The organism is Knoellia pratensis, assembly GCF_042666395.1.
In the GTDB taxonomy this organism is placed as follows: Bacteria; Actinomycetota; Actinomycetes; order Actinomycetales; family Dermatophilaceae; genus Knoellia; species Knoellia pratensis.
On sequence record NZ_JBHTDJ010000002.1, the window covers coordinates 426,365 to 442,276 of the forward strand.

The window sequence follows — 15,912 nt, forward strand, 5'->3', positions numbered from 1 at the left end:
CATCCGGCCATGGGACCAACCGGCATACATCGTGGGGTGTATGCCGTTGGGCAGAACGTAGGCTCGACGTATGAGCCAGACACCGGACACCAACCCGATCGACGCCCTCTCCGACGCGGCTCGTGCTGCCGGCAGCGACGTCGATGCCCAGACGACCCTGTGGCAGGCGATGTTCGAGCTGGAGCAGTGGTATTTCGTCGCTCGCGGCACCATGCCGGACGTGGCGCCGCTCGTCGGGGTGGTCGACGGTGTGCCGTCACTCCTCGCGTTCACCACGGGTGCTCGGGCGCGGGAGTTCGCGCTCGCCAGCGGGTTCAGCGAGGAGGAGGCGAGCCAGGTGCTCGGCGTCCCGACGACCGGCGTGCTCGACCTGTGCGACCAGTTCACGACGCAGGGGGTCGAGCGGCTCGTCATCGACCAGGGCGTGCTCGGCTTCTTTGCGCCGCTGGGGCAGCTGCGCCCGATCCACGGCTTCATCAACCGCCCGCGACGGATGCCTCGCAGCTAGAGCAGGCCGTGTTCGTAGGCATAGACGACGAGCTGGACCCGGTCGCGCAGGGCGAGCTTGCCCAGGATGCGTGAGACGTGGGTCTTGACGGTCGCCTCGGAGAGGAACTCGGCGGCCGCGATCTCGGCGTTCGACAGGCCCTGGGCGGCGCGCAGCAGGATCTCGCGTTCGCGTGGGGTGAGCCGCTTGTAGTCGGCACCCGGTGTGGCCGTGGCCCGCTCCCGGAAGCGTTCGAAGACGGCCCGGGTCGCGCCGGCTGCAACCACCTGCGTCCCGTCGGCGACGGCCCGGATCGCGGCCAACAGGAACTCGGGACGCGCCTCCTTGAGGATGAAGCCGGACGCACCAGCCTCGATGGCGTCGGCGGCGAGCTCGTCGAGGTCGAAGGTCGTGAGGACGAGTACGCGCGGGCCGTCCTCGCCGAAGCGCGCAACGATCCGGCGGGTCGCCTCGACACCGTCGACACGCGGCATACGCACGTCCATGAGGACCACGTCGGGACGAGAGGTCTCGATGAGCGCGACCGCTTCGCCGCCGTCGCCCGCCTCACCGACGACGGTCAGGTCGTCCTGGCTGCCGACGACCATCGCGATCCCGGCCCGGAAGAGGGCCTGATCGTCGATGAGGGCGACGCGGATCGTCATGAGGGGCTGCCCGGGACGTGCGCAGAGACGATCCACTGGTCGCCCTCGCGTCCGGCGCAGAACGTTCCGCCCGCCACCGTGGTCCGCTCGGCCATGCCGATGAGACCGTGCCCGCCCGATGGCTCGCCGGTCGCCGACCCGTTCACCTGGTTGGTCACGTTGAGACGGTAGCCGTCGGTCCAGTCGACGGCGACGCGAACCGGAGCCGAGAGGTCGCCGTGCTTGAGGGCGTTGGTGAGGGACTCGCCGAGGAGCCGATGTGCGGTGAGAGCGATGAGGGGCGACTCGTCCCGCGCGCCGGTCTCGATGACCTCGAGGTCCATCCCGGAGGCACGCATCCGATCGATCAGCTCGGCCTGCTGCGCGTAGCCAGGAGTGCTCGGCTGGAGCGCCGGATCGCGCAGCTGCGCGACGATGGTGCGCAGGTCGGTGATCGCGGTGCGAGCCGTCTCGCCGATGACCTCGAGAGCGCGTTCGGCGCCAGCAGGGTTGTCCTGCAACGCATATCGCGCGCCATCGCTCTGCGCGGCGACGACAGCCCAGGAGTGCGCGACGACGTCGTGCATGTCGGCGGCGATCCGGCGGCGCTCCTGCTCGATGTCATAGAGCTCGGTCACACGCCGCCGCTCGACCACCTCGAGCTGGGCGTCGACACGCGCTTGCACGGTTTGACGGCGCTGCCAGCGCAGGTAGCCCGCGACCCATCCGCCGAACACGAAGACCGCTGCGATCGAGCCGAGACCGATGGCCGTGGCCCACCCCGTGAACCCACCCACATCGCCTGCGCCGCGCAGGAGCCCGTAGGTCGCCGCGCCCGCCACGGCGACCCCCGCCGCGGCCAGTCCGAACCGGCGAACCCGCGCGTCGCGGTGCGACCCGAGAGCGAAGAAGGACACGGCGTATGCCGCGTTGGCCAGGTAGGCGATGTCCGAACCGAGCACCTGCGAGACGGCGCCGGCGAAGGCGAAGAGCGACATGACCTGCCACGACACCCGCCGCACGCCCAACGCAAAGGCCAAGAGCACGGTGGCGACCGCGGCGCCGACGCCGAGGCTCACGTGGATCGCCAGCATCACGAGCCCGAAGAGGACGGCACCGATGATGTCCAGGGTCAGCTGCCGACGCGTCGCTCGCTGGTCACCCCACACATCGGTCATGGCGCAAGGTTAGGTCGCGCGCAAGGCGCACGTCGTCCGTCAGGCGACGGACCGGCATACCTCTGAAGTTGTATGGCCCTGGGCCAGGGCGCGCCTACGCGTAGGCGTTGTAGACCTGCTGGGCGTAGCGCACGCGGGTGGAGTGGGCGCAGGTGCCGCACCGCTCGTACTTGGACTCGAATGCAGTGACGGCGGCGTCGATGGTCGTGGCCGCCCTCAACTGTGCCTTGCCGAAGCCGGAGAAGGTATTCAGCTCGTAGGTGATGAACTTCAGCTGCAGGTTCAGGGACCACACCGACTGGCCCTGCGTGCCGGCGTACCAGACAGCGTTGTCGTTGGCGTCGCGGTCCCAGCGCCCGCCGACACTCCACTGGGCGATGCCGCGACCGGCGCCGCCGGGCTGTGCGGCCCGCGGGTCGATGCTGCTGCCGGACTCCTGCATCAGGTTGCCGACGATGCCGGCGGACTGCACCTTGGTGTAGCCCGCGCCGACGAAGTAGTTGAACGCCGCCTGCTGGTTGTTGAGCGAGAAGCTGTGCGAAGCGTTGTTGTTCTTCAGGGCGGTGATCAGGTTGGCCCTGGCCCCTGCGGCGATGGTCTGCGAGGTGCCCTGGTAGTCGCTGTTGTAGTAGACGGTGACGGGCTTGGTGCTGCGGTTGTACACGGACGCGGCGTTGTTCTTGACGCAGATTCCCTGCCCGGCGCCGGGACCCCGAAACTCGTAGCAGGCCGGCTGCGTTGCGCCGTAGTCGCCGATCGATCCGGTGAAGTCGGAGACGGAGCCAGCCTGATTGCTGTTGTAGTAGTAGCAGAACTCGCCGTCGTTGCAGACGCCATCGCGGTCAGCGGCCTGGGCGCTCGACGGGAGGGCGATTCCCGCCAGGATCATGACGAACGTGGCAAGAGGGGTGAGTAGGAACGCGGTACGACGCGCGGAACGACGGGTGGTCATCGATTCTCTCCTTGGGCTGCATGCGGACGGGAAGTCTGGTCGCGGAGTGGGGTCAGGGCTGGTTGCGGAGGTACTGCTCCCAGGTGACCTTGGTGACCTGGGGCCCGTCGTCGGGGGCGTTGCCCGACAGTCCGTTGCGGCCTTCGTAATACGCGCCGATCTGCTTCTGCGCGGACAGCGAGAGGTCGGTGTCGTTGGTGGCGACGGCGTGGATGTGCCAGGGCCAGTCGTCCTGGCTCGGGTTGCGCAGCCAGGCTGCGAAGCCAACGCGACGCAGCGCCGTCACAGCTGCGGTGCGCTGCGTGGGGGTCAGCGCCTCGGCGTCGAGGTCGACTGTTCCTCCGCCGTCGTGAGTCCCGGCAGAGGTCGGGTCGACGTCGGGCGAGTAGGACCCCTGCTCGACGACGAACGCCTTGCCGGCCAGGAGCCGTGCCTCAGCCAGCATCGCAACCGTGCGCGTGTTGAAGGGAAAGCCCTGGAACGTCGTCCGGCCACCGGGCGTGACCGGCCGAGTGATCGAGAACCGCTGCGCGCCAAGGGAAGTCAGCGATGCCTTGCCTGGTAGGCCGGTGGCACCCAGTCCGGTGTAGCCCAGCGAACGCTGCCACGCGGCGTAGGCCGTGCGGGTCACGCTTCCGAAGTGACCGCCGACGTACTGACTGTCCAGGAGGCCGCGGGCGACGAGCGCCTGCTCGACCAGGGTCACGCTCGGTCCGGCGCCCGGCGTGATGCCTGTGCCGGCCTTGACCGGGTCCCACTGAGCAGCCAGCAGGACCTTCTCCATGTCGACCGCGGGGAGCGCCGCCATGGCGGGCCGAGCGCCGATGGTCGCGAGCACTGCGGCACCTGAGCCGGCGAGGAACACCCTCCGACCGAGTGCGACTCGTGCGCTGTCAGACCTCTTCATGTCCCCCATGCGGTCATCCTGCCCCGCGGACTGCGATACCGCCTGTTGAGGAATCTGGGAGGGGCGCAGCGCCCGCAGTGCGCACGTTGGGCGATGCAGAACCGGGATCGCCGGAATCCGTATGGTCCACTTCCCCTGTGGAACGTGTGAGGTGGGGGACTGCATCGGTGGTGCTGCTCGTGGCGGCGCTGATGCTCGGCGGATGCTCCGAGGTCAACAAGGGCTCGGCCAAGGGTGCCGACTTCGAGCGAGCGCTCAGGGCACGGGTGGGTCCGTCGATCGAGAGCGTCTCCATCGCGGCCGAGAACGTCCTGCCCTTTGCGGGGACCTTCCACGCCAAGGTCACCCTGTCGCCCAAGACGTCGACAGCCGACCTCGCGACCGCAGAAGCCGCCGTTGCCGAACTCGTCGGCACGGCCACGGCAGAGGTGTGGGCCAACGGGATTGAGATCTGCTCGGCCTCGGACGCGAAGCGCACCCCACACCTCGCGTTGCGCGGGCAGCTGCTGGCGTCGTCGACGTCCCTCCTTGGTGCGCTCGCCTGCGAGGACGGGTATGCCGGTGAGCTCGTTGATCTCACTGCGGACATTCCTGCGGTCCAGTCGGCGGTGGCCAAGGACGACTCCCTCAGGGACCTGCGGGTCGAGGGTCACGTCACGTACCCCTTCGGTGACGTCGACGGCCTGTGGCGAGAGCTGGCACCCCACGTGGCGCAGGCCGTGGGTGCGGTGGACGAGTTGGACCTCAACACGTTCGAACTCACGGGTTCCGGGCTCACCATCGACGTCCAACCGGGGGTGGACGGAGCCAAGGTGCGTGCGGCCGTGGCGGCTGTCGCCCCCGAGGTCGTGCTCACGTTGACGGAGGGCGCAGGAAACGGCGGTGACGATCTGCTTGCCGGCGCCGCGGCACTGCGAACTCGGCTGGGGGCACTGCCCGGCGTCTACTCGGTGCGCTTTGCCTCGCCGCGACAGCTCGTTGTCTGTGTCGACCACGCCACAGACGTCTCACCCACGGTCGCCGCCGGACTGCCGCTGGTGGTCGCGGCAGGGCCTCTCAATCTTCACGTCACCACCCAGGGGTCGGACAATCCGAGCTGGACGGTCGACTCCGGGGCGGACTTCGAGGTCAGCGCGGGCCAAGCCGTGGAGCACCTGGACAACTACTCGGCCCTGCTGGCCAGCGGCGAGCTGAGCGCGATCGGTTGGCGTGAGGGCGAAGGTCGTGATGGTGCACCGATGGTGACGATCTCGGCACCACCGGGTGGAGACCTGCGCACGGTGCTGCCCTTGGTCAAGGAGAACGTACCCGTCGGGACCACGCTCAACCTGCATCTGGGCGATGAGGACTACTCCTTCGACGTCGCACGCCGTCTTGAGTCCGGGGGCAAGGGGTCGCGCGCCCTGCCGGAGAACTTCGTCGAGACCTGGAACGCCCTGCCCTGACAAACCTTGCGCACCGGGCACAATGGCGCACGTGTCGAAACCCCTGACCGGAGCGCGCTCTTCCCTCAGCTGGCTGGCCCCGCTGCTCGTCATCGCGCTCGTCGCGGGGGTCTGGTGGCTGGCATCTCGCGATGACTCGACGGCCTCCACGGGCTCCCCGGGCGCGCAGGCCTCGGCGACCTCCGGACCCAGCGGGACGGCATACCCGACGAACACTCCCGACTCGGGCTTGGACAAGATCGCCGAGTCGGAGCTGCCCACGCAGGCCAAGGAGACCCTTGTGCTGATCCGCGCGGGCGGACCGTACAAGTACGACCAGGACGACAAGACCTTCCAGAACCGTGAGGGGATCCTGCCCAGCAAGACGAAGGACTACTACCGCGAATACACCGTGGAGACACCCGGATCCGGCGATCGCGGTGCCCGGCGAATCATCGGTGGCGCCGATGGTGACAGGTACTGGACCGACGACCACTACGACAGCTTCCGGCAGATCCAGGAGGGGCAGTGATGCGCGTTCTCAATGACAAGGTCGACCTCGAGGGGCTCATCGCCGATGCCGTCGAGGAAGGGCGGCAAGTGCAGGTCGTGCGTGGCGGCGCGACCAAGGCGGCGACGCTTGAGGCGTTCTCGCAGGAGCTGAACTTCCCCGAGTGGTTCGGCATGAACCTCGACGCGCTCGCCGACTGCCTCGACACACTGGCCAGGGAGAGCGAGGGGGAGTGGGAGATCGTCTGGGACGACGCGGCCGCTCTGCGGCGCTCGGACCCCCACGCCGCTACGGGGATCGAGTCCGTGCTGGCCGAGCTTGACGAGACGCACAAGAGCGTCCACGTCACGATCATCGACCGCTGAGTCAGAGCACGTTCGCGACGACGGTTGGGTCAATGTTTGGCCCGGGAAAGGTAAAGACTCGGCAAAATTGGTCGTTGGGGCATCCGTGGGTCTGTCATGGTTCTCGCTGATCGGCACACAGCCGGCCAGTGTCGCGGTCCTGAGTGGGCCGCCAGTGTGATGGGGCGTAGGGAAGTGAAGGCTTTTGGCTGGCGCGCGTGCGTGTCCATAACTGGCGCGGTTGCCGTCTTTGGATTAGCCGCTCCGACGGCCCCCGCAGAATCGCGCACGGCAGCTCGTGTTGGATCGTCCACGGCTGTGAGTTCTGAGTTCTCGTTGGTCGAGGCCAAGCTGGCTGCTGCGCGTCAGGAGTCGCGGGTTGAGGTCGAGTCGATGCGTTCGGAGACCGAGAATAAAGGCGTTCCTTGTGAATTGTGGTGAGTGGGAGTGATTCTTACCTATTCAGACCTTGCAACGGACGACGTTCGGGGCCAAACTGTAGCTGATTACCTGGTAGGCGTTGATGCGTTCCTTCGCCTTGTTGACGATGGTGTGCTTCTCTTCGAGGAGCCGTCATTCCCTATTTGCGAATTGGCCCGGTCGTTGCATCGCTGGTTGCAGGGCGAGGAGGGGCGTGATTTCGTGTTCGACTCGATGTCTTTCGAGGAAAAAGGCGTGGTGAGCGTCCTGCAAAGTGAGGGCGGGTGGATATTCACGTCTTCGTTCGCTCCGGAGATCCACAGCTCCGTACTTGATCGTTCCGAAATGGTCGGCGTCGTCAATCTATTCATGGCCAAGTTGCGACTCGATTTGCGAAGCTGTGACATCAATCTCGAATGGCTATTGAACTCCTAATGGCTGAGCGACTTGCTCGACGTGTTCAGTCCAGTCGCTAAGAAACTGGACATGTCCGGGATTGATTTACCCGCGTACGCGACATTAGGGATTGCTGCACCGTGGAACGAAAGCAGGGGCGAGCGAGTAGGCTTTGCGGCTCGAACATTGCGCTAATGGGCTCCGCACCGCGGCCTGAGACGCATTCGATTGCTGCGCATTCGCCCAGTGTGGGACGGTGAAGGGCATGACGAACCCACCTGATCTGAGTCCTGCAGCCCAGCGGCTCCGCGACGTCGTGCGCCACGTCGATGATGCGCAGCTCGACCACCCGACTCCGTGCGAGGGGCGGACGGTCTCCCAGTTGCTGGCCCACATCAGCGGGCTCACCATGGCGTTTCGCGCGGCTGCCGACAAGGAGCTCGGCCCGCTCACGGACACCAACCCCGACGAGAACGGGTGGCCCGAGGCCTCGTCACACTGGCGCGACGAGATCCTCGAACGGACCAGCCGCCTCGCTGACGCGTGGCAGCAGCCCGAGGCCTGGACCGGGATGACGCGGGCCGGCGGCGTCGACCTCCCGGCCGAGGTGATGGGCCTCGTGGCCCTCGGCGAGATCACCTTCCACGCTTGGGACCTCGCGGCCGCGACCGGGCAGAGCCTCGACGTCGACGACGCCACGGTCGAGGCGCTCAAGGGCTACGCCGAGGGGTTCGACCCGGCAGGCACGCCGGGCATGTTCCTCGCCGCAGTGGATCCCTCGCACACCCCGACGGACTTCGAACGCGTCATCGCCCGCACCGGCCGCGACCCACGGTGGCAGGCGCGGAAGAAGGGCTGAGCGCCGCTGGCAGGATGTGGGGCGTGACGACACCGAGCGAGACCAACGTCCAGCTGTCCGAGATCATGCGCGCCTACGACGCCAACCTCCTCGGCACCGTCCACGGCGGCAACCTCATGAAGGCCGTCGACAGCACCGCCGGTGTCGTCGCCAACCGCTATGCCGGAGGGCCCGCGGTCACGGCGGCGCTCGACGAGATGAGCTTCCTGACGCCCGTCCGGGTCGGGGACGTCCTCCACACGAGCGCCCAGCTCAACTGGGCCGGCCGCTCGTCCATGGAGGTCGGCGTCCGCGTCGAGGTCGACCGCTGGGATGCCGTCACCGAGCGGGTCCACGTCGCCAGCGCCTACCTCGTGTTCGTCGCCGTGGATGCCGACGGCAAGCCCAAGTCCGTCCCGGCCCTGGACCTCCAGACCACCGAGGAGCGCCGCCGCTTCCGGGAGGCCGAGATCCGCCGCGAACACCGCCTCGCCATGCGCGCCGCCATCGCCGCCTCGCGTGAGAACGGAGACAACGCGTGACCCAGCGCTCCGTCTCCCTCCTCGGCTCGACCGGCTCGATCGGCACGCAGGCCCTCGACGTCATCGGCCGCAACCCCGACCGCTTCACCCTCATCGCGATCAGCGCAGGCAGCAACATCGACCTCATCGCCCGTCAGGCGGTCGACTTCGACGTACCCCTCGTCGCCGTCGCGTCCGGCGCGCCTGACGACGTTCGCTCCGCGATCGGTGCGTATGCCGCAGAGCTGGGCAAGACGGCATACTCACCGGAGATTGTGGTCGGGGACAAAGCAGCGATGACGGCTGCCGCGGTCGGCGCCGATGTCGTCCTCAATGGCATCACCGGGTCGATCGGCCTGCGCCCCACCCTCGCCGCCCTCAAGGCAGGCTCGACCCTGGCGCTCGCCAACAAGGAGTCGCTCATCATCGGCGGCGACCTCGTGCGGCGCGCAGCCAAGCCCGACCAGATCGTCCCCGTCGACTCCGAGCACAGCGCCATCGCCCAGTCGCTGCGCGGCGGTCGCGCCGAAGAGGTGCGCCGTCTCGTCGTCACCGCGAGCGGCGGTCCCTTCCGGGGCAAGACGCGCGCCAAGCTCAAGGACGTCACTCCCGAGCAAGCCCTGGCCCACCCGAACTTCTCGATGGGCCGGGTCATCACGACGAACTCCGCGACCCTCGTCAACAAGGGTCTCGAGGTCATCGAGGCGCACCTGCTCTTCGACATCCCCTACGACCGGATCGACGTCGTCGTGCACCCGCAGCAGCAGATCCACTCCATGGTCGAGTTCCGCGACGGGTCGACGATCGCCCAGCTCGGGCCGCCCCGGATGCTCGTGCCGATCGCGCTCGGGCTGTCCTGGCCGGAGCGGCTCGACGACATCGACGAACCCTGCGACTGGACCAAAGCGCAGTCGTGGGAGTTCGCGCCCCTGGACGATGAGGCCTTCCCGGCCGTGCGGCTCGCCCGACGTGTCGGCGAGGCGGGCGGGACCTTCCCCGCCGTCTACAACGCCGCAAACGAGGTCGCCGTCGACGCCTTCCACGAGGGGCGGATCGGCTTCGTCGACATCGTGGACTGCGTGGAGCGGGTCGTGGATGAGCACGCGGGAGCGCATACTGGGAGTGAATTCGACGCGTCGACCGTTGAAGGAGTGCTCCACGCCGACGCGTGGGCCCGGGGGCAGGCTCGTTCCGAACTTGGCCTCTGATCAGACCGGAAGGCGCTGAGGTTCCACACATGACCGTTCTCGCGTACATCGTGGGCGTGCTCGTCCTCGCCTTCGGCGTGGCTGCGTCCATCGCGCTGCACGAGGTGGGTCACCTCGTGCCGGCCAAGCGGTTCGGCGTGCGTGTCACCCAATACATGGTCGGCTTCGGCCCGACCGTGTGGTCACGCAAGCGCGGGGAGACCGAGTACGGCATCAAGGCGATCCCGCTCGGCGGCTACATCCGGATGATCGGCATGTTCCCGCCCCGCGCCGGCGAGGACCCCACCAAGGTCCGGGTCTCGTCCACCGGCCGCTTCAGCCAGCTCGCCGACGAGGCCCGCAAGGCCTCGCTCGAGGAGATGCGCCCCGGCGATGAGAACCGCGTCTTCTACAAGCTGCCGGTGCTGCGCAAGGTCATCATCATGCTCGGCGGCCCGTTCATGAACTTCGTCATCGGGACCGTGCTCCTCACCGTCCTCGTCACCGCCCACGGGATGCTCGCGTTGCAGGACGGCGCCCGCGTCGCCAGCGTCGCCCAGTGCGTCAAGACGGTCGACGAGGCCAAGACCAACCCAAGCTGTGCGGGCGCGCCCGCCACCCCGGCCAACGCCGCCGGCGTCCTCCCCGGTGACGAGATCACGTCGATCAACGGTGTGGCCGTCAAGTCGTCGGCCGACGTCGGTCGCCTCGTGCGTCCCCGGGTCGACCAGCCCACCTCGATCGTCGTCCTGCGCGACGGCACCGAGAAGACCCTCACTGTCACCCCGATCCTCAACACCCTGCCCGCCTATGACGACGCGGGTCAGCCGATCCTTGATGCCGACGGCACGCAGAAGGTCGTCGAGACCGGCTACCTCGGGATCTCCTCGGCGGGTGTCCTCGACTACGAGACGCAGCCGATCACCGCCGTACCCGGCATCATCGGCGACAACCTCTGGCGCACTGCCGGGGCCATCGTCAAGATTCCGCAGAAGATGGTCGGCGTCTGGAACGCCGCCTTCTCCGGTCAGGAGCGCGACGTCGAGAGCCCCATGTCGGTGGTCGGCGTCGGTCGCGTCGCGGGCGATGTCTCGGCCGGCAAGCTCGACGAGTTCGTGGGGGAGTCGTGGAGCGACAAGGCGTGGTTCCTCGTCATGCTCATCGCCTCGCTGAACTTCATGCTCTTCATCTTCAACCTGATCCCGCTGCTGCCGCTCGACGGCGGTCACGTCGCGGGCGCCCTGTGGGAGGGCGTCAAGAAGAGCTGGGCGAAGGCACGCGGCAACCCCGACCCCGGTCACGTCGACGTCGCCAAGGCACTACCCGTTGCGTATGCCGTGTCGCTGGGTCTGTTGGTCATGTCGGCCCTGCTGATCTATGCCGACCTGGTCAACCCGATCAACCTCGGCGGCTGAGGGTGCGCGGACAGGCGAGCGGACGGCATACCGGATAATGGGTGACATGACTGTTGGTCTCGGTATGCCGTCCCTGCCCGCCCCCGTGCTGGCGCCGCGTCGCAAGACCCGCAAGATCAAGGTCGGCAAGGTCGAGGTCGGCGGCGACGCACCCATCTCGGTGCAGTCGATGACGACCACCCCGACGACCGACATCAACGCGACCCTGCAGCAGATCGCCGAGCTCACGGCCTCCGGCTGCGACATCGTGCGGGTGGCCTGCCCGACCCAGGATGACGCCGAGGCCCTGCCAGCCATCGCGCGCAAGTCGCAGATCCCCGTCATCGCGGACATCCACTTCCAGCCGAAGTACGTCTACGCCGCGATCGACGCCGGCTGCGCGGCCGTGCGTGTCAACCCGGGCAACATCCGCCAGTTCGACGACCAGGTCAAGCAGATCGCGGCCGCGGCCAAGGATGCGGGCGTCTCCATCCGCATCGGTGTCAACGCCGGTTCACTCGACCCGCGTCTGCTGAAGAAGTACGGCAAGGCCACGGCCGAGGCGCTCGTCGAGTCGGCGGTCTGGGAGGCGTCGCTCTTCGAGGAGCACGACTTCCACGACTTCAAGATCTCGGTGAAGCACAACGACCCGGTCGTCATGGTCAAGGCCTACGAGCTGCTGTCCGAGCGCGGCGACTGGCCCCTGCACCTCGGTGTCACCGAGGCCGGTCCGGCGTTCCAGGGCACCATCAAGTCGGCCACGGCCTTTGGCGCGCTGCTCTCCAAGGGCATCGGTGACACGATCCGGGTCTCCCTGTCGGCCCCTCCCGTCGAGGAGGTCAAGGTCGGCAACCAGATCCTGCAGTCGCTCAACCTCAAGCCGCGCAAGCTCGAGATCGTGTCGTGCCCGTCGTGTGGCCGCGCCCAGGTCGACGTCTACACGTTGGCCGAGCAGGTCACTGCCGGGCTCGAGGGCATGACCGTGCCGCTGCGTGTCGCCGTCATGGGCTGCGTCGTCAACGGTCCCGGTGAAGCCCGTGAGGCCGACCTCGGGGTCGCGTCCGGCAACGGCAAGGGCCAGATCTTCGTCAAGGGCGAGGTCATCAAGACCGTCCCCGAGTCGATGATCGTCGAGACCCTCATCGAAGAGGCCATGCGCATCGCCGAGGAAATGGGCGAGCCCATGGACGAGGCCTCCGCAGGTGCGCCGAGCGTCACCGTCAGCTGAGTGGGTTTGGCGAGCGGACGGCATACGCCTCGTTCGTGAATTGATGCACGACCGCACGTGAGACGGCGTCTCGCCGCTTAGGCTGAACCCGTGCTTCGCACCCGCACCCCGGTGAGGTCGCTCACCAGATCCGACGTCGACGACGCCCTCGAGCTCTGCTCGCGCAATGTCCCGGCGCACGTCTTCGTGGCCGCGCGCATCCTCGAGTCGGTGCCGACGGGGACGCTGTCGGCGGCGATGGGGGTGCGCGAGGACGGGCGGCTGACCTCTGTGTGCTGGGCGAGCGCGAACGTCGTGCCTGTCGAGACATCGGCGGAGGCGCGAATCCTGTATGCCGAGCGCATCCGTCGTTGGCGGGGTCGCGTTGCGTCGTTGCTCGGTCCGCGCGACGAGGTCGTCGACCTGTGGAACGCGGTGGAGCCGCACTGGGGCGCGCCCCGGGCCGTGCGAGCCCACCAACCGTTGCTCGCGACGTCGACGCCACCGTCGGCGCTGGGAATCGAGTTGGATCCGCGCGTGCGGGTGGCTCGGGCCGATGAGGTCGACCTGATCCTGCCTGCCGCGGTCCACATGTTCACGGCCGAGATCGGGTATGCGCCCTTCACGGGCAACTCGCGTGGCTATCGCGGGTCGCTTGCGGCGCTGGTCGCGCAGGGGCACACGTATGTGGTCGTCGAGAACGGCGAGGTGATCTTCAAGACCGACATCGGGTCCTTGGCGCTCGGGTGCGCGCAGTTGCAAGGGGTGTGGCTGGCGCCGCGGCTGCGCGGTCAGGGCCTGGCCGGACCGATGCTGGCGTCGGTGATGGAGCAGGTCATGGCCGGGCCCGCGCCGATGGTGTCGCTCTATGTCAACGACTTCAACGCGGCTGCGCTCGCGACCTATGAGCGGCTGGGCTTCTCGCCCGTGGGCGACTTCACCACCGTCCTGCTCTGAGTTGGGGCCTGGGCGGCCACCAGGAAAACTCGGTCGCGTTTGTCGAATCACCCGCTCTTGGCTCGTCATCCCAGTTACCAGGGCACGACCGGTGCACGACCCGTGTGCACCACGACGAAAGGCCACACCATGCAGTTCCTCATGCTCGTCTGCCGCGACCGCGCGGACTCGCCACAGCCGCCCTCGCAGGCCGACCGCGACGGAGCACCCGACGTCGAGCAGTGGTGGCAGGGCGCCAACGACGCCGGGAAGTACATCATGGGCGAGCGGCTGCGGCCCGTGGAGGAGGCGCGCAGCGTGCGGGTGCGCGGCGGTGAAGTGCTTGCCACGCAGGGGCCGTTCACCGAGACGAGCGAGCTCATCGCCGGGTTCGACGTGCTCGAGTGCGACTCGATGGAGGAGGCCGTGCAGATCGCCTCCGGCCACTCGATGGCACACGGTGGTGTCATCGAGGTGCGCCAGATGTGGCCTTTCGAAGGCTGACGCTTTGACTCGCTGGCGGGTTCGAGGAGGAGATCGTGGAGGGGATCGTGGAGGATGAGGGGGAACGTTGCGGACCGCTCGCGAGTTCACCTGAGCAGATCACCCCACCATCGAGGAGGACCACATGGCACGTGGCGCCATCAAGCTCGCTGCCTTGGCTGGACTGGCCAAGCAGGCCCGCGACTACGCCCAGAAGCACCCCGACTCCGTGTCATCGAAGATCGGCAAGGTCGAGGCCGCCGTGAGTCGGCGGGTCGGCCCCAAGTACGCCGCGCACGTCGGCAAGGGTGGCAAGGCCGTGCGCTCCGGGCTCGGCATTACTCCCACCCCGCCCGCTCCTGCCGTGACCCCGCCGCCCACGACCCCGCAGGGCTAAGAGGGCGCCGCAGCAAGGTCATGCCAAACGGGGCAGATGCGCCACGTTTGGCATGACATAGAGGTCGACGGCGCGTCTGATCTGGTGCATGAAGGCGTCCGGTTCGAGCCTCAGGCCCAGCACAGGGAGTCTGAGGACGCGAGAACCTTCGAGGACGACCTCGTTGGCTCTCAGCGCATCATCGACGGGGTTGAGCCCGAGCATGTGGTGGCCACCGTCGATCTCCACGACGAGTCCGTCCCACTCGGCGTCGAGGTAGATCCGCCCGGAAGGCAGAACACGCACGGACTGCCGCCGCGGCAGTGGAATGGCGTAGCGCCGACACCAGGCCGTGAAGTCGAGCTCTCCGAGGGAGTGCGCACCATCGCACACATCGTGGATGACGGAACCGATGAGGTCGCGCCGGGGACTGCGAGTGACCCCGCGCCAGGCCTCAAGCACCGAGCTCGGGCGCACCAGCCTCTGTTGGACCGGCATGCAGATGAGGAGCGCTGCCTGACGGTCGGACCGAGCCCACTGTGCCGCGTGGATCAGGGCAACCTGGGGGCGGACCCTGGGGATCCCGGCCTGGACGACGGGCGGAGGGTGGCGGCGAACGTGAGGGCGCACTCCCTCGACGTCATGTCGCGTGGACTCCCTCGGGATGGACACGTCGATGCGATCGAGGGTGAACCCGGTCATGCCCTGCGCGACCAGGGCCGATGCCCCGTCGAGCACGGCACCTGACCCTGTCTCCCACACGGCCTCCCACCACTTGGCCTCAGGGCTCTCGGGTACCGAGAGGATCCTCACCGTGTGCTTCCCAATGGCCACCCACCGCCTGGAGCGCGTCTCCGTCCGCACCTCCTGTCGGCCGATGCCCACCTCGCGAAGCATTGCCCGGTGAACCACCCCACCTTGGGCACTCGCCAGCTGCTGCGCCAGTGCGGTGCGTTGCTGCGGTGAGAGGGACGCCATCCCCTGAGGCTCGACAACGCAGAGATCGAGGGCAAGGTGGCCCTGACGATCTGTGGATGAATGCTCGCGCGTGGGTAGCCCTGTGGACAACGAAGGTCATGCCAAACGGGGCAGATCTGACGCGTTTGGCATGACCTTGTTGGCGCTGGCGGAGGGTCAGCAGCCGCCGCAGTTGTAGTAGAGGATGTCCCAGTGGTTGCTCTCGCGGGCGTAGATGTTGCCGGCGCCTGACTTGTACATCGTCGCGCCGTCGCCGCGGACCCCGGCGTAGGCGAACGTGCCCGTGATGTAGTTGCTGATGCAGGTGTAGGGCGTGATGTCGACCTTGTAGCCGTTCCAGTGGCTGTAGGTCCCCGACGCGTGACCGACCTCGGTCCCACCCGTGATGTTGATGGTGCACCCACTGGACTGCTTCAGCGTCACGATGCCGCTGATGGTGCTCGAGTTGATCTGGTCGAAGGACGTGCAGGTCGACACGTTGCGGTTGCTGCAGCCTCCGCTCGATGACCACATGATGCCCGCGGCCGAGAGCTGGGCCGTGGCCTGGGCGTGGGTGAGCTTGGTGACTGCCGAGGCGGATGGTGCGGCGCTGAGGACGGCCGCGACGGACACGGCGGCGACCGCGACCGTGCGGGCGCCGCGAGTGGCGAGCATGTTCATGATGAAAACCTCCTGCATCGATGAATGAAGCCAACGTCTCGACGCTATGAGGGCTCAGGCCAAGGCCCG

At 67.7% G+C, this 15,912-nt stretch carries 19 protein-coding genes; 13 read left to right on the forward strand and 6 right to left on the reverse strand.

Features of this window, described 5'->3' with window-relative positions; genetic code table 11:
* The first annotated feature begins 70 nt into the window (after positions 1-70).
* Positions 71-508, forward strand: coding sequence for a hypothetical protein (locus tag ACFQRE_RS09155; RefSeq protein ID WP_380121363.1), 438 nt, complete (start codon positions 71-73; stop codon positions 506-508).
* Here ACFQRE_RS09155 and ACFQRE_RS09160 read toward each other — a convergent pair.
* The 4 genes from ACFQRE_RS09160 to ACFQRE_RS09175 form a co-directional block, all read right to left on the reverse strand.
* Positions 505-1,152 carry a response regulator gene (locus tag ACFQRE_RS09160; RefSeq protein ID WP_380121365.1) on the reverse strand — a complete coding sequence of 216 codons (648 nt, stop codon included), beginning with the start codon at positions 1,150-1,152 and terminating at the stop codon, positions 505-507. The two genes, ACFQRE_RS09155 and ACFQRE_RS09160, sit on opposite strands and share 4 nt — an antisense overlap.
* Positions 1,149-2,309 carry a sensor histidine kinase gene (locus ACFQRE_RS09165; protein WP_380121367.1) on the reverse strand — a complete coding sequence of 387 codons (1,161 nt, stop codon included), beginning with the start codon at positions 2,307-2,309 and terminating at the stop codon, positions 1,149-1,151. The genes ACFQRE_RS09160 and ACFQRE_RS09165 overlap by 4 nt, the downstream gene beginning before the upstream one ends.
* 94 nt (positions 2,310-2,403) lie before the next feature.
* Complete coding sequence (locus ACFQRE_RS09170) at positions 2,404-3,261, reverse strand: phage tail tip lysozyme (RefSeq protein WP_380121369.1); 858 nt, start codon at positions 3,259-3,261, stop codon at positions 2,404-2,406.
* A gap of 52 nt (positions 3,262-3,313) precedes the next feature.
* On the reverse strand, positions 3,314-4,177 hold the full coding sequence (locus ACFQRE_RS09175; protein ID WP_380121371.1) for a peptidoglycan-binding protein: 864 nt from the start codon (positions 4,175-4,177) through the stop codon (positions 3,314-3,316).
* Positions 4,178-4,335: 158 nt separating this feature from the next.
* Between ACFQRE_RS09175 and ACFQRE_RS09180 the strand changes: the two genes are divergently transcribed.
* From ACFQRE_RS09180 to ACFQRE_RS09235, 12 genes are all read left to right on the forward strand, one after another.
* Positions 4,336-5,613: a hypothetical protein gene (locus ACFQRE_RS09180; RefSeq protein WP_380121373.1), complete on the forward strand. Its 1,278-nt coding sequence runs from the start codon at positions 4,336-4,338 to the stop codon at positions 5,611-5,613.
* Positions 5,614-5,635: 22 nt separating this feature from the next.
* On the forward strand, positions 5,636-6,124 hold the full coding sequence (locus ACFQRE_RS09185; protein ID WP_380121376.1) for a ribonuclease domain-containing protein: 489 nt from the start codon (positions 5,636-5,638) through the stop codon (positions 6,122-6,124).
* Positions 6,124-6,468: a barstar family protein gene (locus tag ACFQRE_RS09190; protein WP_380121378.1), complete on the forward strand. Its 345-nt coding sequence runs from the start codon at positions 6,124-6,126 to the stop codon at positions 6,466-6,468. The genes ACFQRE_RS09185 and ACFQRE_RS09190 overlap by 1 nt, the downstream gene beginning before the upstream one ends.
* 426 nt (positions 6,469-6,894) lie before the next feature.
* Positions 6,895-7,302 (forward strand): DUF7878 domain-containing protein, encoded by a 408-nt coding sequence (locus ACFQRE_RS09195; protein ID WP_380121380.1) that lies wholly within the window; start codon positions 6,895-6,897, stop codon positions 7,300-7,302.
* Between the two features lie 226 nt (positions 7,303-7,528).
* Positions 7,529-8,122, forward strand: a complete 594-nt coding sequence (locus tag ACFQRE_RS09200; RefSeq protein WP_380121382.1) for a TIGR03086 family metal-binding protein — start codon at positions 7,529-7,531, stop codon at positions 8,120-8,122.
* A gap of 14 nt (positions 8,123-8,136) precedes the next feature.
* A complete protein-coding gene (locus ACFQRE_RS09205; protein WP_380121385.1) occupies positions 8,137-8,643 on the forward strand; it encodes an acyl-CoA thioesterase in 507 nt (168 codons plus the stop codon).
* Entirely contained in the window at positions 8,640-9,830 is a 1,191-nt protein-coding gene (gene dxr, locus ACFQRE_RS09210; RefSeq protein ID WP_380121387.1) for a 1-deoxy-D-xylulose-5-phosphate reductoisomerase, read from the forward strand. Before ACFQRE_RS09205 ends, dxr begins: the two co-directional genes overlap by 4 nt.
* 29 nt (positions 9,831-9,859) lie before the next feature.
* On the forward strand, positions 9,860-11,224 hold the full coding sequence (locus ACFQRE_RS09215) for a M50 family metallopeptidase (protein WP_380121389.1): 1,365 nt from the start codon (positions 9,860-9,862) through the stop codon (positions 11,222-11,224).
* 46 nt (positions 11,225-11,270) lie between these two features.
* Positions 11,271-12,431, forward strand: coding sequence for a flavodoxin-dependent (E)-4-hydroxy-3-methylbut-2-enyl-diphosphate synthase (gene ispG / locus ACFQRE_RS09220; protein ID WP_380121392.1), 1,161 nt, complete (start codon positions 11,271-11,273; stop codon positions 12,429-12,431).
* A gap of 90 nt (positions 12,432-12,521) precedes the next feature.
* On the forward strand, positions 12,522-13,367 hold the full coding sequence (locus tag ACFQRE_RS09225; RefSeq protein WP_380121394.1) for a GNAT family N-acetyltransferase: 846 nt from the start codon (positions 12,522-12,524) through the stop codon (positions 13,365-13,367).
* Between the two features lie 129 nt (positions 13,368-13,496).
* The gene (locus ACFQRE_RS09230) at positions 13,497-13,850 is read left to right on the forward strand and encodes a YciI family protein (protein WP_380121396.1); all 354 of its coding nucleotides are present in this window, start codon (positions 13,497-13,499) and stop codon (positions 13,848-13,850) included.
* Positions 13,851-13,974: 124 nt separating this feature from the next.
* Positions 13,975-14,226: an antitoxin gene (locus tag ACFQRE_RS09235; RefSeq protein ID WP_380121398.1), complete on the forward strand. Its 252-nt coding sequence runs from the start codon at positions 13,975-13,977 to the stop codon at positions 14,224-14,226.
* Positions 14,227-14,244: 18 nt separating this feature from the next.
* On the opposite strand, the gene ACFQRE_RS09240 is transcribed toward ACFQRE_RS09235, so the two are convergent.
* A complete protein-coding gene (locus ACFQRE_RS09240; RefSeq protein ID WP_380121400.1) occupies positions 14,245-15,183 on the reverse strand; it encodes a hypothetical protein in 939 nt (312 codons plus the stop codon).
* Between the two features lie 156 nt (positions 15,184-15,339).
* The gene (locus ACFQRE_RS09245) at positions 15,340-15,843 is read right to left on the reverse strand and encodes a hypothetical protein (RefSeq protein WP_380121402.1); all 504 of its coding nucleotides are present in this window, start codon (positions 15,841-15,843) and stop codon (positions 15,340-15,342) included.
* Positions 15,844-15,912 lie beyond the last annotated feature (69 nt).